The 25,162-nt window shown below is 72.8% G+C and carries 26 protein-coding genes; 13 read left to right on the plus strand and 13 right to left on the minus strand.

What is annotated here, in order from left to right; genetic code table 11:
* Positions 1 to 3 precede the first annotated feature (3 nt).
* From Cco03nite_RS34780 to Cco03nite_RS34790, 3 genes are all read right to left on the minus strand, one after another.
* Positions 4 to 1,797 carry a glycoside hydrolase family 15 protein gene (locus Cco03nite_RS34780; RefSeq protein ID WP_203698152.1) on the minus strand — a complete coding sequence of 598 codons (1,794 nt, stop codon included), beginning with the start codon at positions 1,795 to 1,797 and terminating at the stop codon, positions 4 to 6.
* A 161-nt stretch (positions 1,798 to 1,958) separates the two neighbouring features.
* Positions 1,959 to 2,759, minus strand: a complete 801-nt coding sequence (locus tag Cco03nite_RS34785) for a metallophosphoesterase family protein (RefSeq protein ID WP_203698154.1) — start codon at positions 2,757 to 2,759, stop codon at positions 1,959 to 1,961.
* Positions 2,760 to 2,924: 165 nt separating this feature from the next.
* Positions 2,925 to 3,611, minus strand: coding sequence for a TetR/AcrR family transcriptional regulator (locus tag Cco03nite_RS34790; RefSeq protein ID WP_203698184.1), 687 nt, complete (start codon positions 3,609 to 3,611; stop codon positions 2,925 to 2,927).
* Positions 3,612 to 3,698: 87 nt separating this feature from the next.
* Between Cco03nite_RS34790 and Cco03nite_RS34795 the strand changes: the two genes are divergently transcribed.
* The 5 genes from Cco03nite_RS34795 to Cco03nite_RS34815 all read left to right on the plus strand — a co-directional run bounded on the left by Cco03nite_RS34795 (position 3,699) and on the right by Cco03nite_RS34815 (position 8,132).
* Positions 3,699 to 4,895, plus strand: coding sequence for an FAD-dependent monooxygenase (locus Cco03nite_RS34795; RefSeq protein ID WP_203698156.1), 1,197 nt, complete (start codon positions 3,699 to 3,701; stop codon positions 4,893 to 4,895).
* A gap of 30 nt (positions 4,896 to 4,925) precedes the next feature.
* A complete protein-coding gene (locus tag Cco03nite_RS34800; protein ID WP_239167904.1) occupies positions 4,926 to 5,591 on the plus strand; it encodes a LysE family translocator in 666 nt (221 codons plus the stop codon).
* Between the two features lie 151 nt (positions 5,592 to 5,742).
* Complete coding sequence (locus tag Cco03nite_RS34805; protein ID WP_239167905.1) at positions 5,743 to 6,582, plus strand: alpha/beta hydrolase; 840 nt, start codon at positions 5,743 to 5,745, stop codon at positions 6,580 to 6,582.
* A gap of 76 nt (positions 6,583 to 6,658) precedes the next feature.
* The gene (locus Cco03nite_RS34810) at positions 6,659 to 7,849 is read left to right on the plus strand and encodes a cation diffusion facilitator family transporter (RefSeq protein ID WP_203698158.1); all 1,191 of its coding nucleotides are present in this window, start codon (positions 6,659 to 6,661) and stop codon (positions 7,847 to 7,849) included.
* Between the two features lie 37 nt (positions 7,850 to 7,886).
* On the plus strand, positions 7,887 to 8,132 hold the full coding sequence (locus Cco03nite_RS34815) for a DUF6458 family protein (protein WP_203698160.1): 246 nt from the start codon (positions 7,887 to 7,889) through the stop codon (positions 8,130 to 8,132).
* Positions 8,133 to 8,237: 105 nt separating this feature from the next.
* On the opposite strand, the gene Cco03nite_RS34820 is transcribed toward Cco03nite_RS34815, so the two are convergent.
* Together Cco03nite_RS34820 and Cco03nite_RS34825 are read right to left on the minus strand one after the other, a co-directional pair.
* A complete protein-coding gene (locus Cco03nite_RS34820) occupies positions 8,238 to 8,981 on the minus strand; it encodes an ABC transporter permease (protein WP_203698162.1) in 744 nt (247 codons plus the stop codon).
* Between the two features lie 12 nt (positions 8,982 to 8,993).
* Positions 8,994 to 9,728: an ABC transporter ATP-binding protein gene (locus tag Cco03nite_RS34825; RefSeq protein ID WP_203698164.1), complete on the minus strand. Its 735-nt coding sequence runs from the start codon at positions 9,726 to 9,728 to the stop codon at positions 8,994 to 8,996.
* Between the two features lie 134 nt (positions 9,729 to 9,862).
* Here Cco03nite_RS34825 and Cco03nite_RS34830 point away from each other — a divergent pair, with 134 nt between their 5' ends.
* Positions 9,863 to 11,878 carry a sensor histidine kinase gene (locus Cco03nite_RS34830; protein WP_239167906.1) on the plus strand — a complete coding sequence of 672 codons (2,016 nt, stop codon included), beginning with the start codon at positions 9,863 to 9,865 and terminating at the stop codon, positions 11,876 to 11,878.
* On the plus strand, positions 11,842 to 12,492 hold the full coding sequence (locus Cco03nite_RS34835) for a response regulator transcription factor (RefSeq protein WP_203698166.1): 651 nt from the start codon (positions 11,842 to 11,844) through the stop codon (positions 12,490 to 12,492). Before Cco03nite_RS34830 ends, Cco03nite_RS34835 begins: the two co-directional genes overlap by 37 nt.
* A gap of 91 nt (positions 12,493 to 12,583) precedes the next feature.
* Here Cco03nite_RS34835 and Cco03nite_RS34840 read toward each other — a convergent pair whose 3' ends face one another.
* The 5 genes from Cco03nite_RS34840 to Cco03nite_RS34860 form a co-directional block, all read right to left on the minus strand.
* Positions 12,584 to 12,748: a hypothetical protein gene (locus tag Cco03nite_RS34840; RefSeq protein WP_203698167.1), complete on the minus strand. Its 165-nt coding sequence runs from the start codon at positions 12,746 to 12,748 to the stop codon at positions 12,584 to 12,586.
* A gap of 304 nt (positions 12,749 to 13,052) precedes the next feature.
* Positions 13,053 to 14,120, minus strand: a complete 1,068-nt coding sequence (locus Cco03nite_RS34845; RefSeq protein WP_239167907.1) for an ABC transporter permease — start codon at positions 14,118 to 14,120, stop codon at positions 13,053 to 13,055.
* Positions 14,117 to 15,019 carry an ABC transporter ATP-binding protein gene (locus Cco03nite_RS34850; RefSeq protein ID WP_239167908.1) on the minus strand — a complete coding sequence of 301 codons (903 nt, stop codon included), beginning with the start codon at positions 15,017 to 15,019 and terminating at the stop codon, positions 14,117 to 14,119. Before Cco03nite_RS34850 ends, Cco03nite_RS34845 begins: the two co-directional genes overlap by 4 nt.
* 17 nt (positions 15,020 to 15,036) lie before the next feature.
* Positions 15,037 to 16,290, minus strand: coding sequence for an acyltransferase family protein (locus Cco03nite_RS34855; RefSeq protein ID WP_203698169.1), 1,254 nt, complete (start codon positions 16,288 to 16,290; stop codon positions 15,037 to 15,039).
* A gap of 73 nt (positions 16,291 to 16,363) precedes the next feature.
* A complete protein-coding gene (locus tag Cco03nite_RS34860; protein ID WP_203698170.1) occupies positions 16,364 to 17,620 on the minus strand; it encodes an alpha-L-fucosidase in 1,257 nt (418 codons plus the stop codon).
* Between the two features lie 168 nt (positions 17,621 to 17,788).
* Between Cco03nite_RS34860 and Cco03nite_RS34865 the strand changes: the two genes are divergently transcribed.
* A complete protein-coding gene (locus tag Cco03nite_RS34865; RefSeq protein WP_203698171.1) occupies positions 17,789 to 18,667 on the plus strand; it encodes a DMT family transporter in 879 nt (292 codons plus the stop codon).
* Between the two features lie 90 nt (positions 18,668 to 18,757).
* On the opposite strand, the gene Cco03nite_RS34870 is transcribed toward Cco03nite_RS34865, so the two are convergent.
* The gene (locus Cco03nite_RS34870; RefSeq protein WP_203698172.1) at positions 18,758 to 19,198 is read right to left on the minus strand and encodes a GNAT family N-acetyltransferase; all 441 of its coding nucleotides are present in this window, start codon (positions 19,196 to 19,198) and stop codon (positions 18,758 to 18,760) included.
* A gap of 328 nt (positions 19,199 to 19,526) precedes the next feature.
* Between Cco03nite_RS34870 and Cco03nite_RS34875 the strand changes: the two genes are divergently transcribed.
* A complete protein-coding gene (locus tag Cco03nite_RS34875; RefSeq protein WP_203698174.1) occupies positions 19,527 to 19,784 on the plus strand; it encodes a hypothetical protein in 258 nt (85 codons plus the stop codon).
* Between the two features lie 98 nt (positions 19,785 to 19,882).
* On the opposite strand, the gene Cco03nite_RS34880 is transcribed toward Cco03nite_RS34875, so the two are convergent.
* A complete protein-coding gene (locus Cco03nite_RS34880) occupies positions 19,883 to 20,356 on the minus strand; it encodes a hypothetical protein (protein ID WP_203698176.1) in 474 nt (157 codons plus the stop codon).
* Between the two features lie 487 nt (positions 20,357 to 20,843).
* On the opposite strand from Cco03nite_RS34880, the gene Cco03nite_RS34885 reads away from it, so the two are divergent.
* Both Cco03nite_RS34885 and Cco03nite_RS34890 read left to right on the plus strand, forming a co-directional pair.
* Positions 20,844 to 21,731: a universal stress protein gene (locus Cco03nite_RS34885; protein ID WP_203698177.1), complete on the plus strand. Its 888-nt coding sequence runs from the start codon at positions 20,844 to 20,846 to the stop codon at positions 21,729 to 21,731.
* Positions 21,732 to 21,752: 21 nt separating this feature from the next.
* The gene (locus tag Cco03nite_RS34890; RefSeq protein WP_203698178.1) at positions 21,753 to 22,181 is read left to right on the plus strand and encodes a CBS domain-containing protein; all 429 of its coding nucleotides are present in this window, start codon (positions 21,753 to 21,755) and stop codon (positions 22,179 to 22,181) included.
* A 47-nt stretch (positions 22,182 to 22,228) separates the two neighbouring features.
* Here the strand turns inward: Cco03nite_RS34890 and Cco03nite_RS34895 are convergent, their stop codons facing one another.
* Positions 22,229 to 22,435 (minus strand): S1 RNA-binding domain-containing protein, encoded by a 207-nt coding sequence (locus Cco03nite_RS34895; protein ID WP_203698179.1) that lies wholly within the window; start codon positions 22,433 to 22,435, stop codon positions 22,229 to 22,231.
* 251 nt (positions 22,436 to 22,686) lie between these two features.
* Between Cco03nite_RS34895 and Cco03nite_RS34900 the strand changes: the two genes are divergently transcribed.
* Both Cco03nite_RS34900 and Cco03nite_RS34905 read left to right on the plus strand, forming a co-directional pair.
* Entirely contained in the window at positions 22,687 to 23,304 is a 618-nt protein-coding gene (locus Cco03nite_RS34900; RefSeq protein WP_203698180.1) for an acyl-CoA-like ligand-binding transcription factor, read from the plus strand.
* Between the two features lie 83 nt (positions 23,305 to 23,387).
* A complete protein-coding gene (locus Cco03nite_RS34905) occupies positions 23,388 to 25,034 on the plus strand; it encodes an MDR family MFS transporter (RefSeq protein WP_239167909.1) in 1,647 nt (548 codons plus the stop codon).
* Positions 25,035 to 25,162 lie beyond the last annotated feature (128 nt).

The raw sequence follows: 25,162 nt of genomic DNA on the forward strand, positions 1-25,162 counted from the left end.
ACGTCACTCGCGGGGCCGGTTCTCCGCCGGCCCCATTGCCGCGGCCAGGTGGCGTGCGGTGTCGATCAGCGGCACGTGGCTGAACGCCTGCGGGAAGTTGCCGACCTGGCGGCGCGCGTCGGTGTCGTACTCCTCGGCCAGCAGCCCCACGTCGTTGCGCAGGCCGAGCAGCCGCTCGAACACCTCGCGGGCCTCGTCCACCCGCCCCATCAGGGCGTAGTTCTGCGCCAGCCAGAACGTGCAGGCCAGGAACGCCCCCTCGCCCGGCGGCAGGCCGTCCACCGCCGACCCCGGGTGCTGGGTGTAGCGCTGCACGAAGCCGTCCTGCATCAGTTCCCGCTCGATCGCCGCGACCGTGCCGCGCACCCGCTCGTCGGTGGCGGGCAGGAACCCGACCAGCGGCATCATCAGCAGTGACGCGTCCAGTTCGGCGGAGCCGTAGAACTGGGTGAACGTCTTGCGGCGAGGGTCGTAGCCCTGGTCGAGGATGTCGGCGCGGATCCGCCGGCACAGGTCGCGCCAGTGCTCCACCGGGCCGGTCTGGCCGAACTGCTCGGCGGCCTTGACCGCCCGGTCGGCGGCAACCCAGGCCATCAGCTTCGAGTGGGTGAACTGCCGCGCGCCGCCGCGGACCTCCCAGATGCCGTCGTCGGGCCGGGTCCAGTTCTCCGACACGAAGCTCATCAGCGCGCGCTCCAGGTCCCAGGTGTGCTGGTCGTACTCCAGCCCGGCCTTGCGGGCCTGGTGCAGCGCGTCCATGACCTCGCCGTACACGTCGAGCTGGAACTGCTCGGAGGCGGCGTTGCCCAGGCGCACCGGCCGCCCGCAATAGCCAGGCAGCCAGTCCGCGATGCGCTCGGTGAGCAGGCGCTCGCCCGCGACGCCGTACATGATCTGCAGCTGGGACGGGTCGCCCGCGATCGCCCGCAGCAGCCAGGCCCGCCAGGCCCGCGCCTCGTCGACGAAGCCGGCGTACATCAGGGACTGCAGGGTGATGGTGGCGTCGCGCAGCCAGCAGTAGCGGTAGTCCCAGTTGCGCACCCCGCCCAGCTCCTCGGGCAGCGACGTGGTCGCCGCCGCGACGATGCCGCCGGTGGGGCCGTAGGTCAGGCCCTTCAGGGTGAGCAGCGAGCGGATCACGGCCTCGCGCCACGGCCCGTCGTAGGTGCAGCCCGCGATCCACTCCTCCCAGTACGAGACGGTGCCCTCCAGTGCCACGATCGGGTCGACCGGGTGCGGGGTGGGCAGGTGCGACTCGCGCCAGGTCAGCACGAACGGGACGTGGAAGCCCGCGCCGACGCTGAAGTCGGCGACCGTGGCCAGGTTCTCCCCGTGCAGCGCGACCGGGGTGCGCAGCCACACCGCGTCGGGCCCGGCGACGGCCACCGTGTCGGCGTCCATCCGGCGCACCCAGGGCACCACGTGCCCGTAGTCGAAGCGCAGCCGCAGGTCCATGCGCATCGGCACGCGCCCGTGCACGCCCTCGACGATGCGCACGACGTCGGCGGCCTCGCCGCGCGGCGGCATGAAGTCGACCAGCCGTACGGTGCCCTCGTCGGTGTCGAACTCCGTCTCCAGCACCAGCGTGTCCCCGCGGTAGCGCCGCCGCACCGCGCGGACCGGGGTCGCCGGGGCGATCTGCCAGCGGCCGTGCTCGGGGGTGCCGAGCAGCGCCGCGAAGATCGCGCCGGAGTCGAAGCGGGGCAGGCAGAGCCAGTCGATCGACCCGTCGTTGCCGACGAGCGCCGCGGTCTGGGTGTCGCCGATGACCGCGTAGTCCTCGATGCGCAGGGGCATGGCAACGACGGTACCCGCGTGGCGGCCGCCGAAACGGTTCCGATCCCGACTGCGCCCGCGTCCGCGTTTCGGCAGGTGATCAGCGACTTGAGCGAACGCTCAAAAGGTGCTAGGGGCGGCCCCGGGTCGCTCCGGCGGCGGCCCGGTGCCGCGGTACGGCGTCAGCGGCCCGGCGTCAGCAGGACCGCGCGGGAGTCCACGTTGAGCACGTGCCCGCCGCCCAGCGTGGACAGCGGTTCGGGCCAGTGCACGTGGCCGCAGACGGTCAGCGGCGGCGCGGCGCGGCGGATCCGCTCGCCGAGCACGGCGCTGCCGCGCTGGTCCGGGCGCGCACCGGGCGGCCCCTCGTGCAGCACGAGCAGGTCGGGGGCCGTGGCGAGGGCGCGGGCGAGGTTCGCGAGCTGGTCGCGTTCGGCGCGCCGGCCCGGCCGGGCGGGATCGCCGATGATGCCGCCCACCCCGGCGAAGCGCACGCCGGCGTGTTCGACCGCGTCACCGTCGAGCGGGACCGGGGCGGGGTCGAGGCCGGCCAGATCGGACGGCGCGAGCACGTCGTGGTTGCCGAGCACCCCGGTCACGAGCCGGCACCCGGCGGCGGCGAACGCGAGCCAGACGTCGGCGACGTCCCCGGACGCGCCGCGTACGTCGGCGGTCGGCGCGGAGTAGAGGTCACCGGCCAGCACCACGGCGAGCCGGTCCGGGGATGGCACGAGGCCCTGCTCCGCCCAGCCGGCCAGGTGCTCGGCGAGCGCGACCCCGAGCAGCACGGATGCGCCACCGTACGGCGACGGGGCGACGCCTTGCAGGTCACCGGCGACCAGGACGGCCTCGCAGCCGTCGGGCACCCGGGTCACGGCCAGCCGCTGTACGGGCAGCCGTACCGACTCGGTGCCGCCGCCCGATCGGGCCTGCCGGTAAACCAGGCCGGTTACGGTCGTCAGCTCGCTCCCGGTCACCCGCATCGCCTGACGGTAGCGGGCGCCGAGCCCGGCACTCACATCGTTTTGATGTGGCCACATCGAAAAAGTTGTAAAAGCCGACGCGCGCAGGTGTTCTCGCCGCGGCGAAGGGCCCGTTGTGCCGGAGTCGACGGCGGTGGTCGCCGACCGCGGGGCACATGCGCCAGGTCAGCGGCGCGGTTTGCGCCTGGACGTGATCAGGGTCTGCAGGCCGTCCAGGATGCGGTCCAGGCCGAACTCGAAGGCCTGGTCCTGGCCGCCTTCGGCGGCTGCCGCGGCCATGGTCTGCGCCAGGACCGGGAAACGCGCGCCGTGCTCGGCCAGGACGGCGGCGATCCCGGCGCTGAACTGCGCGTCGGGGTCGCGCACCGCGGCGGCCTGCTGGGCGATCATCCGGACGTGCCCGGCGAGCACGGCGATGGCGTCGAGCTGTTCGGCGCCGGTCAGCCCGGTGTCCCGCAGCGCGGTCAGCGCATGCTCCATCCAGGCCAGCTCGTGTGGGCCCAGCGGGCGCGGGCCGACCGTCGCCTCCAGCGCCCACGGGTGGCGCAGGTATGCGGTGAGCAGGCCGTGCGCCCACTCGTGCAGCGCCGCGCGCCATGCGGCGGGGTCCAGGCGGGGCGGCTCGCCGACCGCGCGTTCGACCATGAGCGCGACCAGTTCGCCCTTGCCGGGCAGGTAGCGGTACAGCGACATCTTGGTGAAGCCGAGCTCGGCGGAGACCCGCTGCATGGAGACGGCGGCGAGGCCTTCGGCGTCGGCGACCGCGATCGCCGCGTCGGTGATCTGCAGCAGGGTCAGCGAGGGTTTCGGCCCGCGGGTGGGCTGGGCGCGCTCGCCCCAGAGGAACTCCATCGTCACCGGCTTGCCCTCCTCAGAAAACTGTGTCTAGCATACACAATTCAAACAGTGTCCGGTGGACACAATTAAGGGAGGGTTCTCATGCGCAGCGTGCTCATCTCGGGGGCCGGCATCGCCGGCCCGGCTCTGGCGTACTGGCTCGGCCGGGCCGGCTACCGGCCGACGGTCGTGGAGATCGCGCCGGCCCCGCGGCGCGGCGGCAGCGCCGTCGACTTCCGCGGCGGCCACCTGCCCGTGCTGGAGCGCATGGGCGTGCTCGACGCGCTGCGCGAGGCGCAGACCGGCGGCAGCCCGATGCGCTTCGTCGACGCCGACGGCCGCCGGCTCATGGAACTGCCGGGCGACTTCGCCGGGGGAGAGGTCGAGGTGCTGCGCGGCGACCTCGCCCGGATCCTGTACGAGCACAGCCGCCCGCACGCCGAGTACGTCTTCGGCGACACGGTGACCTCGCTCGCGCAGACGCCCGACGGCGTCGACGTCACCTTCGCCCACAGCCGGGCGCGCACGTTCGACCTGGTGATCGGGGCCGACGGGGTCCGGTCCACGGTGCGCCGGCTGGCCTACGGCCCGCACGAGCGGTACGTGTCGCACCAGGGCTACCACGTGGCGTCCTGGGAGGTGCCCGGGTTCGGCGGCCAGGGCCGGGGCAGCCTGCTCTACAACGAGCCCGGCCGCATGATCAGCGTCGGCGGGGACCACCGTGACCCCGAGCGGGCGTACGCCTTCGCCGTGTTCGCCGCGCCGCCGATCGACCATCCCCGCCGCGACCTCGACCGGCAGCGCGAGATCGTCACGGCCGCGCTCGGCGGCATGGGCTGGCACGCCCCGCGCCTGCTCGCCGCGCTGCCCGACGCGTCCGACCTGTACTTCGACGCGATCTGCCGGGTCGACGTCACCCCGTGGTCACGCGGGCGGATCGCGCTGCTCGGCGACGCGGCGTGCGGGGCCACCATCGGCGGCATGGGCGCGGGCACCGCGATCCTCGGCGCGTACGTGCTGGCGGGCGAGCTGGCCGCGGCCGGTGACGAGCACGCCGTCGCGTTCGGACGGTACGAGGCGCTGCTCGGCGCGCACGCCCGGCGGGGCCAGCAGGGCGGCCAGAACACCGGCCGGTTCCTCGCGCCACGCCGGGCCTGGGCGGTGCGGGCCCGCAACGCCCTGCTCAACCGGCCGTACTTCATGAACCTGATGCTCAAGGCCGCCGACGACCGCACCAATGTGCTCGACCTGCCGGACTACCCGGCCCTGCGCGGCGGCCGGCGGCACGGCGCGAGGTGAGCCCGCGCGCCGCGTGAGAGACTGCGGCGCGTGACCATCACGTCGGCCGTCGTCTCGTTCGCCCTCGTCGCCGGAGTACTCACGATCATCCCCGGGGTGGACACGGCCCTGGTGCTGCGCGTCGCCGTGGCCCGGGGCCGCGGGCACGCGTACGCCACCGCCGCGGGCATCTGCACCGGCGCGCTGCTCTGGGGCGCCGCCGCTGCCGCCGGAGTCTCCGCCCTGCTGCTGGCCAGCACCACCGCGTACGCCGTGATGCGCGTGGCGGGCGGCATCTACCTGGTCGTCGTCGGCGCGCTCATGCTCCGCGACGCCTGGCGCTCCCGCCGCACCGGAGCCGCCGAGGCGGCCCCCACCGCGGTCACCCCGCCTCCCCCGACCGGCTCGGCCTGGCGCGCCTTCGGCACGGGCGCCCTGACCAACCTCCTCAACCCCAAGGTCGGCCTGTTCTACGTCGCGATGCTCCCGCAGTTCCTGCCCGACGGCGTCGCCGCCCTCCCCATGGGCCTCCTGCTCGCCCTGGTCCACGACCTCGAGGCGATGCTCTGGTTCGCCCTGCTCATCGGCGGCATCGACCTGGCCCGCCGCTGGTGGACCGGCGACACCGCCACCCCCACCCGCCTCCGCCGCCTCACCGACGCCCTAGCCGGCACCCTCCTGATAACCCTCGGCCTCCGCCTGACCACCGACCGCTGAAAGCAAGGGCACCTTATTAACGGTATCCGTAGAGGAAGGGCACCTTCTTAACGCAAGATGCCGTGTGAGCTGCGGCTTTCGTTCGGCAGGCGGTTGGCGGCGAACGGGCCTCGGCGGAGCGGGCGGCGGCCGCCGGGGTGAGAATGGAGCGGTGCTGAAGGCCTCGTCGCTGGTGCGTCCCGCGCTGATCGTGCTGCTGGTCATCGCGATGCTGGTGACCGCGCTGTGGCTGCTGCAGCGGCGGCTGATCTTCCTGCCGGACACCGCGCACCCCGGCCCGGCCGCCCAGACCATCCCCGGCGCGCAGGACGTCACCCTGCACACCACCGACGGGCTGGCGCTGACCGCCTGGCTGGTCCCGCCGACCGGCCCGGACCGCGACCTGACCGTGCTCGTCGCCGGCGGCAACGCGGGCAACCGCGCCGACCGGGCCCCGGTCGCGCGGGCCCTGGCCGCCCGCGGGTTCACCGTGCTGCTCATGGACTACCGGGGGTACGGCGGCAACCCCGGCAGCCCGAGCGAGGCCGGGCTGGCGCTGGACGTCCGCGCGGCGTACCGCCACCTCGTGGACGAGGCGAAGGCGCGCCCGGACCGGATCATCTACTTCGGAGAGAGCCTGGGCTGCGCCGCCGTCACCGGTCTGGCCGTCGAGCACCCGCCCGCCGGGCTGCTGCTGCGCTCGCCGTTCACCGACCTGGCCGCGACCGCCGCCGAGCACTACCCGTTCCTGCCGGTACGCCTCATGCTGCGCGACCGGTTCCCGGTGGCCGAGCAGATCGCGGGCATCGCCGTGCCGACCGCCGTGGTCTACGGCACCGAGGACTCGATCGTGCCCGCCGAGCAGAGCCTCGCGGTCGCGAAGGCCGCGGCGGGCGCGGTCGAGATCACGCCGGTGGCGGGCGCGGACCACAACGACGTCGTGCTGTTCGAAGGGCACGAGCTGATGGCCGCGGTGGACCGCCTCGCCGACCGGATCGACGGCGTCTCCTGACCGGCGCTCCCGCGCGACGGCGTGCTGAGAAGCGCGCGCGATCGACTTCTGCTTTAGTGGGCGCGGGAGGCACGCCATGAGTGACGATCACCGCCACGGCCCCAGCGGCCACGGCCACGCGGAACACGGTCCCGGCGAGCACGCCGCCCACCCGCACGACCACGACCATCCGCCTGACCACGGCGGCCACGATCACGACCACGACCACGGCCATGATCACGGACACGATCATGCGAGCGCCGGCCCGCTCTCCCGGCTGAAGCACCAGCTCGGCCACCTGTTCAGCCCGCACTCGCACGACGCGGCGGACAAGGTGGACTCCGCGATGGAGTCCTCCCGCGAGGGCCTGCGCGCCCTGTGGATCTCCCTGGTGGTGCTCGGCGTCACCGCGGTGCTGCAGGCCGTCGTCGTGTACTTCTCCCACTCGGTCGCCCTGCTCGGCGACACCCTGCACAACGTGGCCGACGCGCTGACCGCGGTGCCGCTGGGCGTGGCGTTCGTGCTCGGCCGCCGCCGGCCGACCCGCTCGTACACGTACGGCTTCGGCCGGGCCGAGGACCTGGCCGGCATCTTCATCGTGCTGACCATCGCGGCGTCGGCGGCGCTGGCCGGGTACGAGGCGTTCCGGCGGCTGCTCGACCCGCAGGAGGTACGCCACCTGCCCTACGTCGCCGCGGCGGCGCTGATCGGGTTCGCGGGCAACGAGCTGGTGGCCCGCTACCGCATCGTCGTCGGGCGGCGCATCGGCTCGGCGGCGCTCGTCGCGGACGGGCTGCACGCGCGTACCGACGGCTTCACCTCCCTCGCGGTGCTGTTCGGCGCGGGCGGCGCGGCGCTGGGCTGGTGGTGGGCCGACCCGGTGGTGGGCCTGCTCATCACGGTGGCGATCCTGGTCGTGCTCAAGGACGCCGCGCGCGAGGTGTACCGGCGGCTGATGGACGCGGTGGACCCGAAACTCGTCGACGCGGTCGAGCAGACGCTGCGCGGCACCCCGGGCGTGGTCGACGTGGGCGAGGTGCGGCTGCGCTGGATCGGGCACCGGCTGCGGGCCGAGTGCGCGGTGGCCGTCGATGCCGAGCTGACGGTGACCCGGGCCCACAAGATCGCGGTCGACGCCGAGCACCGGCTGCTGCACGCGGTGCCGAAGCTGACGGCCGCCATGGTGCACGCCGATCCGGCCGGTGCGCGCACCGACCCGCACGCGGTGCTGAACCACCACCGCGATCCCGGAAACCACGAGGTTGGCGGCGCGCACGACCGGGTATAGCCGCTGGCGAGGCGATAGTCGCCAGAAGGAGGCTGACATGGGTATCGGCGCGAGCCTGTTCCTGATCGCGCTGGGCGCGATCCTTACCTTCGCCCTGGATGTGAGCATCAGCGGGCTGGACCTGGACGTGGTCGGCTGGATCCTGATGGTCGTCGGCGCCCTCGGGATGGTCCTGACCCTCACCATCTGGAGCAGCCGCCGCCGCAGCGTGGTCACGACCGCGCCCACGGAGCGGCGGGTCATCGAGGAGACCCGCGACACCGTGCCCCCCGGCACCGTATGACCGTCATCCCAGCTTGGGTCCCCGACCGCACCAGCGGTCGAGGACCCGAGCTGTTGGGAAGGGCACCTTCCACAACGCATAGCGATGTGAAGGTGCCCTTCCTTGCTACTGCCAGCGGAACAGCCGGATCGCGAGAGCCCCCGTGATCAGGGTGTACCCGGCGGCCACGGCGAGGTGCAGGGGCTGCGGCCAGTCGCCGGACCACGCCGCCTGCATCGCCTGCGACGCCGCGCCCAGCGGGGTGAAGTCGGCGACCCGCTGGGCGCCGTCGGGCATCATGTCGCCCGGGGTCCACACCCCGGCGAAGAACAGCATCGGGAAGTACACCAGGGTGCCGATGCCCGCCGAGGCGCGGGCGTTCGGCGTCACCGCGGCGATGAACAGCGCCACACCGGTCATCGCCCCGGCGCCGAGCAGGTAGGCGACCAGCAGAGCGGGCCAGTTCTCCGGCCCGCGGCTGCCGAACGCCACGGCGGCGGTCAGCATCATCAGCGCCGAGCCCGCGACCAGCGCCGCGACGTTCACACCGAGCTGCGCGCCGATCAGCGCCGACGGCTTCACCGGCGTGGTGGCCAGCCGCTTGAGCACGCCCCGCTCGCGGTACTGGGCGAGCACGCTGAGCAGGGAGGTCATGGTCACCGTGCCGATGGCGAGGGCCAGCACGATGGGCAGGTACAGGTTGATGGGGCGCTGGCCGCCGAAGTCGGGCGACGGCTCGCTGAACGCGGGGATGGCGTTGCCGAGCACGATCACCAGCACGGCAGGGAAGGCCAGCGCGAAGAATGCGCTCACCGGCTCGCGGAGGAACAGCCGGGCCTCGGCGCCGGTCAGTCGGGTCAGGGCGGACATGGTTGCTCCTGCTCAGTTGTCGCGGTCGGTGCCGGTCAGGGCGAGGAACGCGTCCTCGAGGTTCGCGCGGTAGCCGTCGACGTCGCCGACGTTCGCGATCAGCGCGGCCGGGGTGTCCAGCGCGACGATCTTCCCGCCGTCGAGCACGGCGAGCCGGTCGCACAGCCGCTCGGCCTCGTCCATGAAGTGCGTGACCAGCAGGACGGTCACCCCGCGGTCGCGGATCTGGCGGATCAGCCGCCACGTCTCGCGCCGGGCCCGCGGGTCCAGGCCGGTGGTGAGCTCGTCCAGGATCGCCAAGCGCGGGTTGCCGATCAGCGCGAGCGCGATCGACAGGCGCTGCTTCTGGCCGCCGGACAGCTTCGCGTACGGCATCCGGACCTGCTCGGTCAGCCCGACCGCGGCCAGCAGCTCGCGCCAGTCGGCGGGGTCGCGATAGAAGGAGGCGTACAGCTGCATGGCCTCGCCGACGCGCAGCCGGTCCTGCAGCTGGCTCTCCTGCAGCTGCACCCCGATGATCCGGCGCAGTTCCTCCCGGTCGGCACTGCTGTCCAGGCCGAACACGCTGATGCTGCCCGCGTCGGGGGTACGCAGGCCGGAGATGCACTCGACGGTGGTGGTCTTACCGGCGCCGTTCTCGCCGAGGATGCCGAAGACCTCGCCCTCGGCCACGGTGAAGGAGACGCCGTCGACGACCGTGCGGTCGCCGTACCGCTTGGTGAGCCCGTTGACTTCGATGACTGTCATGCCGATAGACGGTAGAGACGGGATGCGAGCGCCGGTATGCGGTTGCTTGCCGAGCGGGGGTGTAGGAAACCCCACCCCGGCCGGGGGCCCATGCGTAGTGCCGTGACCCGCGCCGATCGGCGACGATGTGTCGCATGTTCCGGTCGTACGCCCTCGCCCCGCTGCGCTGCGTCGCCCTCGCGCTGCTCGCGGTCTTCGGATTCGTCGCCTCGCTGCCGCTGATGACGGCGATCGGCGCGGTCGTCACCTACCCGGCCGTCCTGGAGCTGGTACGCCGGCTGACCACGGTGTCGCGGCGGCTGGCCCGCGCCTGGGGCGGCGTGGCGGTCGACCAGCCGTACCGGGTCGGACCGCCGCCCGCGCCGCCGCGCCGTCACGACGGCTGGTACGAGCACGACGGCCAGCTGTTCAAGACCCAGCACTACGCCGCCTTCTTCCTGCGCATGAAGTGGCTGGGCGACGACCCGGCGCGGGCCCGCGACTGGTCGTGGCTGCTCCTGCTCGCACCCGTCGGGGGCCTCGTCGTGCTGCTCGTGCCGGCGCTGGTCCTGGCGGGTGTGCTGCTCGTCGCGGGGGTCACCGGCCCGGGACGCCGGGCGCTGGACGCCGCCGGGCTGACCGGCCTGGTGAGCTGGCCCGGCCTCGCCGTGCCGGGCTGGGCGGTGCTCGCCGCGGGCGTCGCCGCGATCGCCGCCGGTGTGCTGGCCGGCCCTGCCCTGCTGCGCGCGCACGGCCGGTGGACGCGGCTGTGGCTCGGCCACCCGGGTCTGACCTGGTGGCAGTCCTCTGGCTTCGGGGCCTGGCTGCGCAGGGGCGGGCACGACACGTGGAAGGCGGCGCTGCTGCTCGGGCTGTCGCTGACCGGGTTCCTGGTGTTCCTGCTGACGCTGCTGCTGACCCTGGTCAGTGGCGGGTTCGGCATCGCCTGGCTGAGCTACGGCATCCGGCCGATGCTCAACCATTACCGGCGGCTGTGCGCCGAGTGGGGCGGCGGCGACCCGATCCCCGACCCGTACCGGCAGCGTGAGGCCGTGCCGGAACCCGGACCCGACGGCCGCTACCGCGTCGGGCGCGCCCTCTACGCCACCCGCGACGGCGCGCGCCGCGCCGGCTTCTTCCCGTGGGTGCTCGGCGACCCGGCCACCTGGCGCGACCTGGCCTGGATGGCCACCGCGCCGCTGGTGGCGCTGGCCGCCGTGATCCCGGGCGTGCTGGTCGGCGCGGGCTACTTCGGGCTGTTCTGGCAGGCACTGTTCTGGCCGCTGTGGGGCGTGCCGCTGGGCCTGATCACCGGGTTCTGGGTCAGCCCCTGGTACTGCTGGCAGCTGCTGACCCTGGGCGTGCCCGCCCTGGACGTGCTGCCCGGCTGGACATCCGTGCCGATCGGCCTCGCCCTCGGCCTGCTCGGCGTGCTGCTGGCCGGGCCGGTGCTGCGGCTGATCGCCGGGTGGGCGCGGGTGCTGCTCACGCCGACCCGGTCGGCCCGGCTCACCGAGCGGGTCGAGCACCTGGTGCAGAGCCGCGCCGAGGCCGTCGACGCGCAGAGCGCCGAGCTGCGCCGCATCGAACGCGACCTGCACGACGGCGCGCAGGCCAGGCTGGTGGCGGTCGGGCTGAGCCTGGGCACGGTCGAGCAGCTGATGGACCGGGACCCGGCCGCCGCCCGCGTGCTGCTGGCCCAGGCCCGGGAGACCTCCGCTGCGGCCCTGGCCGACCTGCGCGACCTGGTGCGCGGCATCCACCCGCCGGTGCTCGCCGAGCGCGGCCTCGCCGACGCGGTACGCGCGCTGGCGCTGGACTCCGCGCTGCCCGTCGAGGTGCGCGCCGACCTGGCCGGGCAGCCGCCCGCGCCGGTCGCCACCGCCGCGTACTTCGCGGTCGCCGAGGCGCTGGCCAACGCCGCCCGACACGCGCAGGCCGGCCGGGTCGGCGTGGACATCCGGCACACCGGCGGGCTGCTGCGGGTCACCGTCACCGACGACGGCCGGGGCGGGGCCGTGCCGTCCCAGGGCGGCGGGCTGCACGGGCTGCGCCGGCGACTCGCTACATTCGACGGAACCCTCGCCCTGCACAGCCCGCCGGGCGGCCCGACCGTGCTGACCCTGGAGATACCGTGCGCGTTGTCCTCGCCGAGGACCTCTACCTCCTGAGGGAAGGGCTGGTCCGCCTGCTGGAGGCGCACGACTGCACCGTCGTCGCCGCCGTGGAGACCGGCCCCGACCTGCTCGACGCCCTGCTCACGCACCGGCCCGACGTGGCCGTGGTCGACGTGCGGCTGCCGCCCACGAACACCGACGAGGGGCTGCAGGCGGCGCTGACGGCGCGCCGGCAGGTGCCGGGGCTGCCGGTGCTGGTGCTGTCCCAGCACGTCGAGCAGCTGTACGCCCGGGAGCTGCTGGCCGACGGGACCGGCGGGATCGGCTACCTGCTCAAGGACCGGGTGTTCAACGCCGACCAGTTCCTCGACGCGGTGCGCCGGGTCGCCGGGGGCGGCACCGCGATGGACCCGGAGGTCATCGCGAAACTGCTCCAGCAGCCGGCGCGCAACGTGCCGCTGGCCCGGCTGACGCCGCGGGAGCGGGAGGTGCTGGAGCTGATGGCAGAGGGGCGCTCGAACGCGGCGATCGGGCAGCGGCTGTTCCTGTCGGAGAGCGCGGTCGGCAAGCATACGGCCAGCATCTTCGGCAAACTCGACCTCGCCCCGTCCGATGACGACAACCGCCGCGTGCTGGCGGTCCTGGCCTACCTCAACGGCGCGGGCTGAGCCCACCCAAGATCACTCGACTTGCCTGGCAGGAGGGCGTAAGCAGGCTCAAGATACGCCCATATGCCCGGCAAGTCGGGTGATCGTGGAGTCATGCCCCGCAGTGCGCGCACCATGCGGCGCCGGCGGGAGCGCTGGGGTCGAGGCGGCAGGGGCCGGGTACGTCGTCGGTCAGGACGATGCGCCGGCCGAGGAACAGCAGCGTGGCCAGCGACACCGCCACGGCGGCTGCCGCCAGGACGAGGTAGGTGCTCATCGGCTCCCCCGGAGATGGCTTCGGCGACCGGGCGCGATGCGCCGCGATGCGTCGTGACGACCGCAGGGGTCGTACGGTGCCGAGCCCGGGGTGCATCACGTGGTCGGGCCCGCGCGGAAGCGGGCGGACTCACCGTGGCGGCTCCGGGTGAAGCCGGTGGGCATGCTTGCTGAACAGCGGCCGACCGGCGCCCGAACGCTCGGCTGCCCACGTCGTCCCAGCTCGCGCCCGGGGCGCGTTAAGAAGGGCACCTTCTTATACGCGTAGCGATAAGAAGGTGCCCTTCCTTGCTTCCCGCAACGGGTCAGGCGTCGTCCCAGCGGAAGAGGAGGGCGGCGACGGCGGACAGGACGAGGGTGAAGGCGAGCAGGATGCCGATGTCGGGCAGGGTGACGGTGATGCTCTCGCCCCGGACCATGACGTCCTGCATCGAGGAGACCAGGTGCTTGAGCGGGAAGAACTCGGAGACCTGCTGGAGCCACTCCGGGGCGCCGTCGAGGGGGAAGAACGCGCCGGAGAGGAACGCCATCGGCAGGGTGATGAGGTTGGCGATGGCGCTCGCCGCTTCCGGGGTCTTCGAGGCCGCGCCGGCGACCAGGCCGATGGAGAGGAAGGCCAGGGTGCCGGCGACCATGATGGGGATGAACGCCCACCACTGGTCGGACAGCTGCAACCCGAAGTAGGGCAGCAGGGCCACGCCGATGAAGATGGCCGACTGGACCAGGGCGATGGCGATGCTCACCGCGACCCGCGCGCCGATGATCGAGGCGACGGGCACGGGGGACAGCCGCAGGCGGCGCAGGATCTTCTTCTGCCGCCAGGTGACCAGGGTCAGCGCCGCGCCGAACGTCGCGCCGGTGGCGATGGCCCAGCCCAGCAGGCCGGGCGTCATGTACTGGATCGCCTTGAGGGACTGGTCCTCGACGGGCTTGGCGTGCAGGGACACCGCCGGTGTGGTGACACCCGCGGCGGCGAGGTTCGCCTGCTGGACCAGGGACTCCAGGATGCCCTGCACGGTGGCGGCCTTGACCGCGTCCGCGGCCGAGTAGTGCACGATCAGCTCGCCGCCGACCTGCTCGATGGCGGCGGCCTTGTCGCCCTTGCGCACCTCCTCCAGCGCGGCGGCGCGGTCGGCCGTGCGGGTCACCGCGAGCACCTGGTCGAGCCCCGCGGCGGCTTCGGCGGGCAGCTGGTCGACGACCGGCACCGAGCCGATCTGCAGGATGTCGGTCCGGGACGCGCCCGCGTCCTTGAACAGGCCGCCGAACAGCACCAGGAACATCAGCGGGAACAGGATGGTGAAGAACATGGCGGTGCGGTCGCGGAAGAAGCCGCGGGCCATCGCCGTGGAGAGGCTGACGAAGCCGGTCACGCGCGGTACTCCCGTCCGGTGAGGTGCAGGAAGACGTCTTCGAGGGTGGCGCCGCGCACCGACAGGCCGCGCATCGCGTCGCGTTCGGCCAGGGCCGAGAGCACGGGCGCGGGGGTACGCGTCGCGATGGTCAGCGACACCCCGTCGTCACTGACGTCCAGCCCTTCGGCCAGCCCCCGGGCCGCGTCCGCCGTGATGACGCCGCTCTCGATCGCGATCCGGGTGGGCGCGTCGAGGTCGCGGATCAGCGTCGCGGGCGGCCCCGACTGCAGGATGCGGCCGTGGTCCATGATGGCGACCCGGTCGCACAGCGACTCGGCCTCGTCGAGGTAGTGCGTCGTCAGCACCACGGTGCGGCCCTGCGCGCTGATGTCGCGCAGCACGTCCCACAGGTTGCGGCGGGCCTGCGGGTCCAGGCCCGACGTCGGCTCGTCGAGGAACACCAGGTCCGGCCCGTGCGCCAGGGCGCAGGCGATGGACAGGCGCTGCTGCTGGCCGCCGGACAGGTCCTCGTTGCGCTTGCCGGCCATGTCCGCGAGGCCCACGACGTCGAGCCACTCGTCGGCCTTGCGGGCGGTGACGCCGTACAGCGAGGCGAAGGTGCGGATCTGCTCACGCGCGGTCAGCCGCTCGAAGAACGAGCTGGCCTGCAGCTGCACGCCGATGCGGGGGAGCAGGCGCGGGTTGCGCGGCCACGGGCTCTCGCCGAACAGGGTGACGCTGCCCGAGTCGGGCTGGCGCAACCCCTCCATCATCTCCAGGGTGGTGGTCTTTCCCGCGCCGTTGGGCCCGAGGATGCCGAAGAACTCCCCGGCCTGCACGTCGAAGGAGACGCCGTCGACGGCGCGCAGCTCGCCGTAGGCCTTGCGTAGCTCCTCGACCTTGATCGTCGGTGACATGGCCTGCACCGTACCTCTCATTCGCCAGACGAGGTGGTCGTGATCGGACGATCGGCGACCGGTTCGCGTACTCCGAAAAGGAAGCGGGTCAGGTGGGTGCGCCGCACCAGCAGCTCGTATGCGGCGATTGTCAGCGCCAGCGCGACCGCGACCAGGGCCAGATATTTGACAACGATGGAGGCCTGCCAGGACACCACGTGGTAGGCCACCGCGACCACGATCGGCTGGTGCAGCACGTAGATCGGTAGCGCGCCGAGGGCGAGGTAAAGGTAGACGCGGCGACCGAGTCCCGGCGTCGGACTCGGCGCTCGGTGTGTCCGCCGGTCCAGCAGGCCGAGGATGGCGACCACGAAACACCAGCCGGTCATGCCGTAGAGCGCCCGCATGAGCACGGCCGTGCCGGTGAGGTCGGTGAACGGGTCGCCGCCGCCCTCGGCGACGACGAAGAACAGCGGCATGCCGGCGGCCAGCAGCACCGCGCCGGCCACGGCCGCGAGCACCGCCGCACGGCGCATCGCGTCGCGGAACCGGTCGTCGCCGGCGAGCAGGCAGCCGTACAGGAAGAACAGCAGGTACGCCCAGCGGCTCCAGCCCGCGTGGCTCTCCTCCATGCCGTCCAGCGCGGTGATCAGCGCCAGCGGCAGCGCGGGCAGCAGCACCACCAGGGCGGGTCGCCCGGACGCGGCGGCCAGCCGGTCGCGCAGCCGCCGCACCGCCGCGCGCGGCAGCGTCCGGGCCGCGCCCGCCAGCAGCAGCGCCCAGGTCAGCAGCAGCACCACGAACCACAGGTGCCCGGTCTCGAAGTGCTCGCCCTGCACCACGAACGGGAACTCGCCGGGCTCGAACCGCACCTCGAAGAAGCGCGGCAGGAAGCGCCAGTACGACTCGTGGTAGCCGGGGTCGGCGGCCTTCAGGCGCAGCCACGGCGGCACCGGCAGCAGCACCACGAGCGCGAACAGCAGCGGCACGCCCAGCCGCAGCAGCCGTTCGGCGGCGAAACCGCCGGGGCCGCGCCGGCGCAGGGAGTGGCTCGCGCCGAAGCCCGCGATGAGGAACAGGATCGGCATGGCCCAGACCACGGCGAGCCCGGACAGGACCGTGGTGACCTCGGTCGTGTCGGCGTTCTTGATGTAGTAGTCGTCGCGCTCGTCGAACACCAGCGAGGAGTGGAAGAAGATCAACCCCACGACCACCAGCGTGCGTATCGCGTCCAGCTCCGGCCGCCGCGCGGCCGCCCGCGCCGGGGCTGTCGCCGCCTGATCCTCGCTCATGCCCGCACCCTTCCGTGCCCCGACGTGTCCAGGTGGTTGACGCGCCGGGGGCGGCGGGAGGTGGTCGGCGGACTCAGTCCACTTTCGAGCTGTCGAGCGCGGGCTGCCGCTGGAGTGCGGGCGAGGACTCGTGGCCCGTGCGGAAGCCGGTGACGGCGGTCAGCCGGGCGTGCGGGTCGTCCAGGACGACGGTGAGGCGGCGGGTGCGGATCGCCGGGAAGGCGTGCCAGCGGCGTACGCCCACGGTGTGCCCGGCCGCGACCACCGCCTCGCCGCAGCGGACCTCGTGCGCGCCCGCCCGCTGGCCGCCGGTGAGGTCCTCGCGCAGCTCGACGTGGTCGAGTTCGACCTCGGTGTCGAACTCGGCGACGACCCGTCCCGGTTCGTGGACGAGCCGGGCGCGTCGCGGTGTCGCGAACCGGCGGCGTAGCTCGGAGGTGACCTCCAGCAACCGGGCGACGTCGTGCTCGTCGAGCCGGCCGCGCCGGTCCGGGGGCACGTTGAGCAGCAGCCCCGCGCCCAGCCCGACCGAGCGGTACCAGATGGCGAGCAGGTGCTCGGCGCTCTTGAGGGTGTCCAGGTCGTCGGGCTGCCAGAACCAGTGCGCCCGGATCGGCACGTCGCACTCCGGCGGCAGGTAGCGCAGGCCGTCGAGCCGGTCGGCCTCGGCGGTGAACATCGACCTGCCCAACCGGTCCACGGTGTAGCGACACGGGTCGGTGGCGAGGCCGTCCTCGTTGCCGACCCACCGGATGGACGGCCGGCCCATGTTGAAGACCATGGCCTGCGGCTGGTGCGTGTCGACCACTTTCATGATCGCGTCCCAGTCGTAGGCGCGTCCCTCCGAGCCCGCGCCGTCGAACCACAGCTCGAACAGGGGCCCGTACCGGGTGCACAGTTCGGTGAGCTGGCGCAGGTAGAACTCGTCGTACGCGGCCGGGTCGGGGTAGCAGGCCGCGTTGCGGTCCCAGGGGGACAGGTACAGGCCCAGCGGCATATCCGCGGCCCGGCAGGCCTCGGCCAGCTCGCCGACCACGTCACCACGGCCGCCGCGCCAGGGGGACGAGGCGACGGAGTACGCCGTGGTGCCGGTCGGCCAGAGGCAGAAGCCGTCGTGGTGCTTTGCGGTGAGCACAAGGTACTTCGCGCCCGCCTGCCGCGCGACGTCCACCCACCGGCTCGCGTCGAGGTCGGCCGGGTCGAACGTGGCCGGGTCGAGGGTGCCGTCGCTCCACTCCCTGCCGTGGAACGTGTTGAGGCCGAAGTGCAGGAACAGGCCGAAGCCGGCCTCCTGCCAGGCGAGCTGGCCCGGGGTCGGGGCGGTGGACATGGCGCTCCTCGCTGGTGATCGGTGGCCGGGCCGGCCGCGGAAGCCGCAGGACGAGGGCACAGTAAACGGTTTCTTCGCGAGAGTCAAAGATCCTATAGCATCGGCAGTCACTCGGCTGAGCGAGCGGAACCACCGATATGGCCGGTGAGCTGGTGAAACGATGAGCCGATGCTGATCGTGAGCCTGTGCGGGGCGCTGGCGGCAGCCGTGTGCTTCGGGTTGTCGTCGGTCATGCAGGCCGTCGGTATGCGCAAGGCGGGGCCGGTCAGCGAGCTGGAGCCGAAGTCCCTGGTGCGCGCCTGGCTGACCCTGCCGTTCCTCGCCGGGGTCGGCCTGGACCTGCTCGGCTTCGGGTTCGAACTGGTCGCGCTGCGGCACCTGCCGCTGTTCCTGGTGCAGGCCGCGATCGCGTCCGCCCTGGCGGTGACCGCGATCGCGGCGGCCGTGGTGATGAAGGAGCGGCTGGGCCGGGCCGAGAAGTGCGCGGTCGGCGCCGTCTGCGTCGGACTCGCCCTGCTGGGCGTGTCGGCCGGACCCGAGGGGGCGAACCGCGCGCACACCGACTTCTACGCCGCGCTGGCCGCATGCCTGGTGGGGCTCGCCGTGCTCGGCGCGGGCGCGGGACGGCTGCGCGGGCGGTGGCGCACCACGGTCCTCGGGCTGTGCGCGGGCCTGTGCTTCGGGGTGCTGGCGCTGGCCGCGCGCACGCTGCCGGAGTTGGACCCGGCGCGGATGGTGCGCGAGCCGGCGACGTACCTCGTCGCGGCGTCCAGCCTGATCGCGCTGGTGCTGTGGACGATGGCGCTGTCGGGCGGCTCGGTCACCACCGCGACGGCGGCGATGGTGATCGGCGAGACGGTGCTGCCCGCCGCCGTCGGCGTCGTGGTGCTGGGCGACGAGGCGCGGCCGGGCTGGGTGCCGGTCGCGGTCGGCGGCTTCCTGCTGGCCGTGGGCGGTGCGCTCGCCCTGGCCCGGTTCGGGGAGCTGCCCGGGCAGCCGTCCACGCCTGCCTCCGTGCCCGGGGTACGCGAGGCCGACACCGTCTGAGCCGGTCCTACCCGTCCGAAACTGTCCGGACTGCTGCGTTCGGTGAAACACCCGCACCGAACGTGTTCGTGACCTCGTGCGGCCGGGTCGTCAGCGAGGTGGCAGCGTGTACCGGATCTTCTCGGCGGGGCGTGCGCCGAGGCGCTCGTAGAAGCGCCGGGCGTCGGTGTTCCAGACCGGGGTCTGCCACTGGACCTCCTCGCCGTCGGCCGCCGCGACCACGGCGTCGATCAGCCGCCTGCCCAGGCCGCGGCCCCGGTGGCGCTCGTCGAGGTAGAGGCAGTCGAGGTGGGTGTAGGGGCGGCCGGTCCAGGTGGCGAGGTCGCGGGTCCAGGTGGCGTACCCGGCCAGCGTGCCGGCGTCGTCGGCGACCAGGCAGCGCAGCCGCGGCGGGTCGGCGAACAGGGCGGGAGCGAGCCGTTCGGCGAGGCCGGGTGGCGGTGGCGCGGCGCGCTCGTACGCGGTGTGGGCGGCGATCAGGGCGAGCAGCGCCGGCAGGTCGTCCGGCCGGACGGGGCGTACGACGGTCATCTGTCGATCTTTTCCCACAAGATGGGACGTCGGCCAGTCGTGCGAGCGCCATATCCCATCAGGATTTCGCCCGCGTTACGCCAGGCAGGTGACGCTCTGTACGGGTGAGGAATGCCAAAAGTCATCTGCACGTGCATCCGGCGCTTGCGCCTGCACAGGATGGTCTGCATGATGGGAGGCGCAACGACTTACGTTTGCATTGTGGCACTTGCATCTGTGGCCCGGCTGGTGTGGCGACACGGCACCGGGCGGACGGCACGGACAACAACCGTTCCGGACGGCTCCACCCCCCATCCGCGAGCACCACGTTTGCCGCAGTGAGGCACGTATGCCAGCTCCCAGGATCAACCCCGCCCGGCGCGCTTCCGCCGAGATCGCGGCCACCGACTCGTACCAGTCCGGAGACCGGGTCTGGGTCTACCGCGAGCGGAAATGGCAGGCAGGGATCATCTCCGACGTCACATCGGACAAGGCCGTGGTCATCTGCGGCGGCGACTCCGGTGTCGTGGAGGAGACCGTGACCGCACCCCACCTCGTGGTCCGTGACGACGTGTACCTCTACATCGACACGGTCACCTACGTGTGAGGTGCCGCAAGACCGAGCCGGCTCTCGCGTAGCCTCGGGGGCCGGACCGGGCCAGGCGGGTGGCGCCGACGATGCCGGCGCCACCCGCCCCGGCTTGTTCAGCCCCGGCGGGAGCGCCGGCGGCGCTGCCACTTCTCGCGGAACTCCAGCGGCACGAAGACCAGCGTGGTGAGGACCGCGGCGACGACCGCCCACAGCGCGACCTGGCTCGGGCTCATGTGGGACACGCCCATGTTGGACGTCCACACCGGGTTCAGGCCGAGCGGCGGGAAGCCCTCCCAGAACAGCACCCACAGCAGCGGCACCAGGCCCATCGCGATGCCGTACGCGGTGAAGTGGCCGGCCTGCGAGAACAGCACGCCCATCACCACCGCCGCGATCATGTAGATCAGCACCGCGGTGCGCTGGCCGCCGTCCGAGGGGATGCGGTCGATCAGGTAGTTCCAGATGTCCACGATGGTGTCCAGCACGGGCTGCCAGTACACCGCGATCAGCACCAGGGACACCACGATCACGATCGCGATGCCCAGGCCCTTGAGAATCTTGAATGCGCCGGCTTCTGCCTGCGTCACAGCGTTCCTCCCTCACCGATACCGTCACGCCGGCGCACCCGTGACACGGGGCCCCCTGCGGCCGCCAGAGTCCAGTTCGGACGGGGTCCGGCCGAGGTGGACGTACGGTGCTGCGAGGGTCGCAAAGCGCCGGTCCGGTGGTGCTGAGGGGCATGTCGCGGACAGGGCCGTGCGAGCGGCGCGCCGATCATCCCACCACGGTGTGTCCACGGCGAGAGCTGTCCGACCGGTTCCCGCTGCCGCAACGGCCGACCTGCGGGAAGATCCTCCGACGGGTTCACGACAGCGCGCCGCCTCCGTGCCTCCGGGCCTCCGCGCTCCCGGCTTCGGGTTCGAAGATCGCCGTTTCCGGTCAGGAGCTCTGCTCTGACCGCCTGTCTCGCCCCGAAACGGCGATCACGCCCGGCCGACCCGGCCCACCCGGGCACGTCGGGCCGCTGAGCAGCTTGTTCGGCGCGGGTGGGTCGATAATGGGGTGGGGGACGCGATGACTGAGCAGACGATGGTCGTGGTCGGCGTCGATGGTTCGGCGTCGGCGCTGGCGGCGGTGCGCGAGGCCGTCCGGGAGGCGGCGTGGCGCGGCTGCGAGCTGCGCATCGTGCACGCCTTCATCTGGCCGCTGATGCACGTCGACGTCGGGGCGTCGGACGCCGTGCCGGAGGGCGGGCTGCGCCGCGACGCCGAACGGTTGCTCGCCGAGGCGACCGCGGTCGCGAAGGCCGCGAACGGCCGCGTCGAGGTGACGGCCGACCTGGTCACCGGCGGGCCCGCAGGTGTGCTGCTGGCCGCCGCGCGCGCCGCGCAGCTGCTGGTGCTCGGTGACCGGGGCCTGGGCGGGTTCACCGGGCTGCTGCTCGGCTCGGTCGCGGTGGAGGTGACGGCGCACTGCGCCACCCCGGTGCTGGTGGTGCGGGGCGAGGCGCGGGCCGGCCCGGTCGTGCTCGGGGTCGACGGCTCGCCGGGGTCGGCGGCGGCTGTACGGCAGGCGTTCGGCGAGGCGGGGCAGCGGGACGCGGAGCTGCTGGCGGTGCGGGTCTGGCACGACGCCGCCACCACGCTGTCGTACTCGATCCCGGCGCTCTACGACTCCGGCGCCGCGCGGTCGGCCGAGCAGCAGGAGCTCGACGCGGCGATCGAGGCCATGCGCAAGCAGCGGCCCGATGTCCGGGTCCGCACGGACGTGGTGTCCGGTCGCACCGGCCGGGAGCTGGTACGGCTGAGCGAGCAGGCGCAGCTGATGGTGGTCGGCGCGCGGGGGCGCGGTGGTTTCAAGGGGCTGCTGCTGGGCTCGGTCAGCCAGCAGTTGCTGCACCACGCGGCGTGCCCGGTGCTGGTGGTGCGGCATACCCCGGTCGAGGAGCCTGCGGGCGGTTGAGGGACGGGTCGGGAGCTGGTCATGGACGGGCGGGTGAAACAGAGCGGGCCGGACCGGCCGGGACTGGCCTGGCGGCAGATCAGCGAGGTGATGAGCGCGCCGCCGTACTGCGTGCGCACGTCGACGACGCTGGGCGACGCGCTCGCGGTGATGGTCCGCGAGGGGCTGCGGCACCTGGTCGTGACCGACGAGGGCGGCCGGTGCGTGGGCGTGCTGGCCGACCGGGCGGTCGTCGCGGCCTGGGCGGCCGAGCCGGCCACGTTGTCGTACCGGCGGGTCTCGTCGGTGCTGGACCGCTCGCCGGCGGTGGTCGCCGCCGAGGCCGCGGTGGTGGACGCGGCGCGGCTGATGCGTACCGCCTGCGTGGACGCGGTGGCGGTGGTGGACGCCCGCGGGATGGCCGTCGGGGTGGTGACCGGAAGCGACCTCGTCGCCCTGCTCGCACGGTGACGGTGGTGGAGCGGGGGAGACGGCTCGCGCAGCCTCCCCCGCCGTGGTCACGCCAGCGTCAGGCTGGCGCGCCTGCGCTCGCGGTCGATCTCGAGGATGCGAACCGTGACGCTCGAACCGACCTGCGGCTCGGTCAGGCCGTGCAGCAGACCGTGGGCGTCCTCGGCGATCTCGACGAAAGCGCCGAAAGGAACGACCTGGACTACCTGGCCTACCAGGACGTCACCGGCGTTGAGTTCTTCGAAGCGGGACATGCGATCACCTCCTTCCTCGGCAGGCTCCGCTTGGCGGGCGACGACGAAGGAGGGCGGGCCACGGGCCCGCCGGGCGATCACGGCTCAGCCGGATGCCTCATCTGATCACGGCACTGGGCCGACCCGGCAGTCACAGCGCCCGACCTTAGCGGCGGTTCCGTCCCCCGGCAACCGTGCTGCCCGTTTCTGCCGGAGGTGAACACGCCGTAAATAAACTTGCAGCCACTGCAAGTTTAAGGTTTGATCTGCCCGTGACCCCGCTCGACCAGGACGCCCCGCTCGGCCGGCGTGACCTCCGCAAGCAGCAGACCCGCGCCGCGCTCACCGGCGCGGCCCTGCGGCTGTGCTCGGCGCGCGGCTTCGAGCACGTCACCGTGGACGACATCAGCGCCGAGGCGGGCGTGTCCTCGCGCACGTTCTTCAACTACTTCGCCTCCAAGGAGGACGCCGTGCTCGGCGACCATCTGGTGGAGGTCGACGCGATGCGGGCCCGGCTGGCCGTGCTGCTGCCCACGATGGGAGTGCTGGAGGCGGTGCGCCGCGCCGTGCTGCTGGTCGTCGCCGCCATGGAGGCCGATCGCGACCACTGGTTCCTGCGCATGGAGATCATCCAGCGCAGCCCGCAACTGCTGCCCAGGCTGGTGCTCAGCAACGCCGAGGCCGAACGCGCCACCACCGAGCAGATCGCCGCGCATCTCGGGCTCGACCCGGTGCGGCACGGCTACCCGGCGCTCGTGGTGGCCACGACCAGCGCCGCCTTCCGGGTCGCCGCCACCCGCTGGATGGCCGCGGCCGGCGGGCTGTCGCTCGGCGCGCTGGTGGACGAGGCGTTCACGGCCCTGGCGGCCGGACTGCCCGATCCGCACTGACCCCGTACCCGCGCCGCCCGAAGGCGCGCCCCCGATCCCCCCGGGTGATCCTCACCCGATTGCCGCACCACGTGAGGAAGAAAATGACCACGACCGACATACCGGCCCAGACGGCCGGACCGGAGCCCGACGCGGTCCCGATGACCCGCCGCGAGGTGATGCAGGCGCTGTCCGGCCTGATGCTGGGCATGTTCGTGTCCATCCTGGCGGGGACGGTCGTGGCCAACGCGCTGCCGCGCATCATCGCCGCCCTCGACGGCAGCCAGTCCGTCTACACCTGGATCGTCACCACCGAACTGCTGGCGATGACCGCCACCGTCCCGCTGTGGGGCAAGGCGGCCGACCTGTACAGCAAGAAGCTGCTCATCCAGCTCTCGCTGGGCCTGTTCGTGGTCGGCTCGCTCATCGCGGGCTTCACCCCGAACGTCGAGATCCTGCTCGTCAGCCGCGTCGTGCAGGGCGTCGGCGCGGGCGGCATGACCGCCCTCGCGATGATCGTGATGGCGGCGATGATCCCGCCCCGCGAGATGGGCCGCTACTCGGGCATCTTCGGCGCGGTGTTCGGCATCGGCACCATCGCCGGCCCGCTCATCGGCGGCGTGCTGGTGGACACCTCGTGGCTGGGCTGGCGCTGGACGTTCTTCATCGGCGTCCCGTTCACCCTGCTCGCCATCTACCTGCTGCAGCGCACCCTGCACCTGCCGGCGACCCCGCCCGGCAAGGTGAAGATCGACTACTGGGGCGCGTTCCTGATCACCGCGGGCGTCTCCACCCTGCTGATCTGGTCGACGCTGGCCGGCAACAAGTTCGCCTGGGCCTCGGGCTGGACCGCGCTGCTGGTGACCGGCGGCCTGGTGCTGCTGGCCCTGGCCGTGTGGGTCGAGTCGCGGGCCGCGGAGCCGATCATCCCGCTCGGCATCTTCCGCAGCCGCACCGTCACCCTGACCACGATCGCCAGCGTGCTGGTCGGTCTGGCGCTGATGGGCGGCGCGGTGTTCCTGTCGCAGTACTTCCAGATCTCGCTGGGCAAGTCGCCGACGGTGGCCGGCCTGATGAGCCTGCCGATGATCTTCGGTCTGCTGGTCTCGTCGACCGTCGCGGGCGGGCTGATCACCAAGTTCGGCAAGTGGAAGATCTACCTGGTCGTCGGCGCGGTGGTGATGACGGTCGGCATGCTGCTGCTCGGCACCATCGACCACACCACCAGCGTGCCGCTGGTGTCGGTGTACATGGCCGTGCTCGGCATCGGCGTCGGCCTGCTCATGCAGAACCTGGTGCTGGCCGCGCAGAACGACGTGCCCGCCCACGACCTGGGCGTCACCACCTCGGTGCTCACCTTCTTCCGCAGCATGGGCAGCGCGGTCGGCGTCAGCGCGCTCGGCGCGGTGATGACCGCCCGGATCACCGCGCTGCGCGAGGAGCGGTTCGGCCCTGCCCCGGCCGGCAGTGACTCCAGCCAGGTGCCCGACCTGGCCGCGCTGCCGCCGGAGATCAAGGCGGCCGTCGCCGAGATCTACGGCCTGGCCACCGCGGACCTGTTCCTGGTCGGCGCGCCGATCGCGGCGCTGGCGTTCATCGTGGTGCTGTTCATCAAGGAGAAGCCGCTGAGCACGCTGAGCGGTGCGGACCGGCTCGCCATGGAGTCGGCGGCCGCCGACGGCGCCGAGCCCGGCACCGAGCCGGCCGCGAAGCCGGACAGCCGCCCCGACGGGCTCGCCCGGGTCGAGTGATCCCACCGGTGAAAGGGCGTCCGTGCTTCCGGCACGGACGCCCTTTCCGCATCCGAACCCCGGCCGCGCCGGAAGGTCATCCGACGTGCCGGGCAGGTGTGCGTATCTTGAAGGCGCTTTCACCCAGG

This window comes from Catellatospora coxensis, assembly GCF_016862635.1.
In the GTDB taxonomy this organism is placed as follows: domain Bacteria; phylum Actinomycetota; class Actinomycetes; order Mycobacteriales; family Micromonosporaceae; genus Catellatospora; species Catellatospora coxensis.

Excerpts from the sequence above, each read along its gene's own strand:
- Cco03nite_RS34780 (WP_203698152.1), bottom strand. The coding sequence starts at position 1,797 with ATGCCCCTGCGCATCGAGGACTACGCGGTCATCGGCGACACCCAGACC.
- Cco03nite_RS34785 (WP_203698154.1), bottom strand. The coding sequence starts at position 2,759 with ATGCGGGTGACCGGGAGCGAGCTGACGACCGTAACCGGCCTGGTTTAC.
- Cco03nite_RS34790 (WP_203698184.1), bottom strand. The coding sequence starts at position 3,611 with ATGGAGTTCCTCTGGGGCGAGCGCGCCCAGCCCACCCGCGGGCCGAAA.
- Cco03nite_RS34795 (WP_203698156.1), top strand. The coding sequence starts at position 3,699 with ATGCGCAGCGTGCTCATCTCGGGGGCCGGCATCGCCGGCCCGGCTCTG.
- Cco03nite_RS34810 (WP_203698158.1), top strand. The coding sequence starts at position 6,659 with ATGAGTGACGATCACCGCCACGGCCCCAGCGGCCACGGCCACGCGGAA.
- Cco03nite_RS34815 (WP_203698160.1), top strand. The coding sequence starts at position 7,887 with ATGGGTATCGGCGCGAGCCTGTTCCTGATCGCGCTGGGCGCGATCCTT.
- Cco03nite_RS34820 (WP_203698162.1), bottom strand. The coding sequence starts at position 8,981 with ATGTCCGCCCTGACCCGACTGACCGGCGCCGAGGCCCGGCTGTTCCTC.
- Cco03nite_RS34825 (WP_203698164.1), bottom strand. The coding sequence starts at position 9,728 with ATGACAGTCATCGAAGTCAACGGGCTCACCAAGCGGTACGGCGACCGC.
- Cco03nite_RS34830 (WP_239167906.1), top strand. The coding sequence starts at position 9,863 with ATGTTCCGGTCGTACGCCCTCGCCCCGCTGCGCTGCGTCGCCCTCGCG.
- Cco03nite_RS34840 (WP_203698167.1), bottom strand. The coding sequence starts at position 12,748 with ATGAGCACCTACCTCGTCCTGGCGGCAGCCGCCGTGGCGGTGTCGCTG.
- Cco03nite_RS34850 (WP_239167908.1), bottom strand. The coding sequence starts at position 15,019 with ATGTCACCGACGATCAAGGTCGAGGAGCTACGCAAGGCCTACGGCGAG.
- Cco03nite_RS34855 (WP_203698169.1), bottom strand. The coding sequence starts at position 16,290 with ATGAGCGAGGATCAGGCGGCGACAGCCCCGGCGCGGGCGGCCGCGCGG.
- Cco03nite_RS34860 (WP_203698170.1), bottom strand. The coding sequence starts at position 17,620 with ATGTCCACCGCCCCGACCCCGGGCCAGCTCGCCTGGCAGGAGGCCGGC.
- Cco03nite_RS34865 (WP_203698171.1), top strand. The coding sequence starts at position 17,789 with ATGCTGATCGTGAGCCTGTGCGGGGCGCTGGCGGCAGCCGTGTGCTTC.
- Cco03nite_RS34870 (WP_203698172.1), bottom strand. The coding sequence starts at position 19,198 with ATGACCGTCGTACGCCCCGTCCGGCCGGACGACCTGCCGGCGCTGCTC.
- Cco03nite_RS34875 (WP_203698174.1), top strand. The coding sequence starts at position 19,527 with ATGCCAGCTCCCAGGATCAACCCCGCCCGGCGCGCTTCCGCCGAGATC.
- Cco03nite_RS34885 (WP_203698177.1), top strand. The coding sequence starts at position 20,844 with ATGACTGAGCAGACGATGGTCGTGGTCGGCGTCGATGGTTCGGCGTCG.
- Cco03nite_RS34890 (WP_203698178.1), top strand. The coding sequence starts at position 21,753 with ATGGACGGGCGGGTGAAACAGAGCGGGCCGGACCGGCCGGGACTGGCC.
- Cco03nite_RS34895 (WP_203698179.1), bottom strand. The coding sequence starts at position 22,435 with ATGTCCCGCTTCGAAGAACTCAACGCCGGTGACGTCCTGGTAGGCCAG.
- Cco03nite_RS34905 (WP_239167909.1), top strand. The coding sequence starts at position 23,388 with ATGACCACGACCGACATACCGGCCCAGACGGCCGGACCGGAGCCCGAC.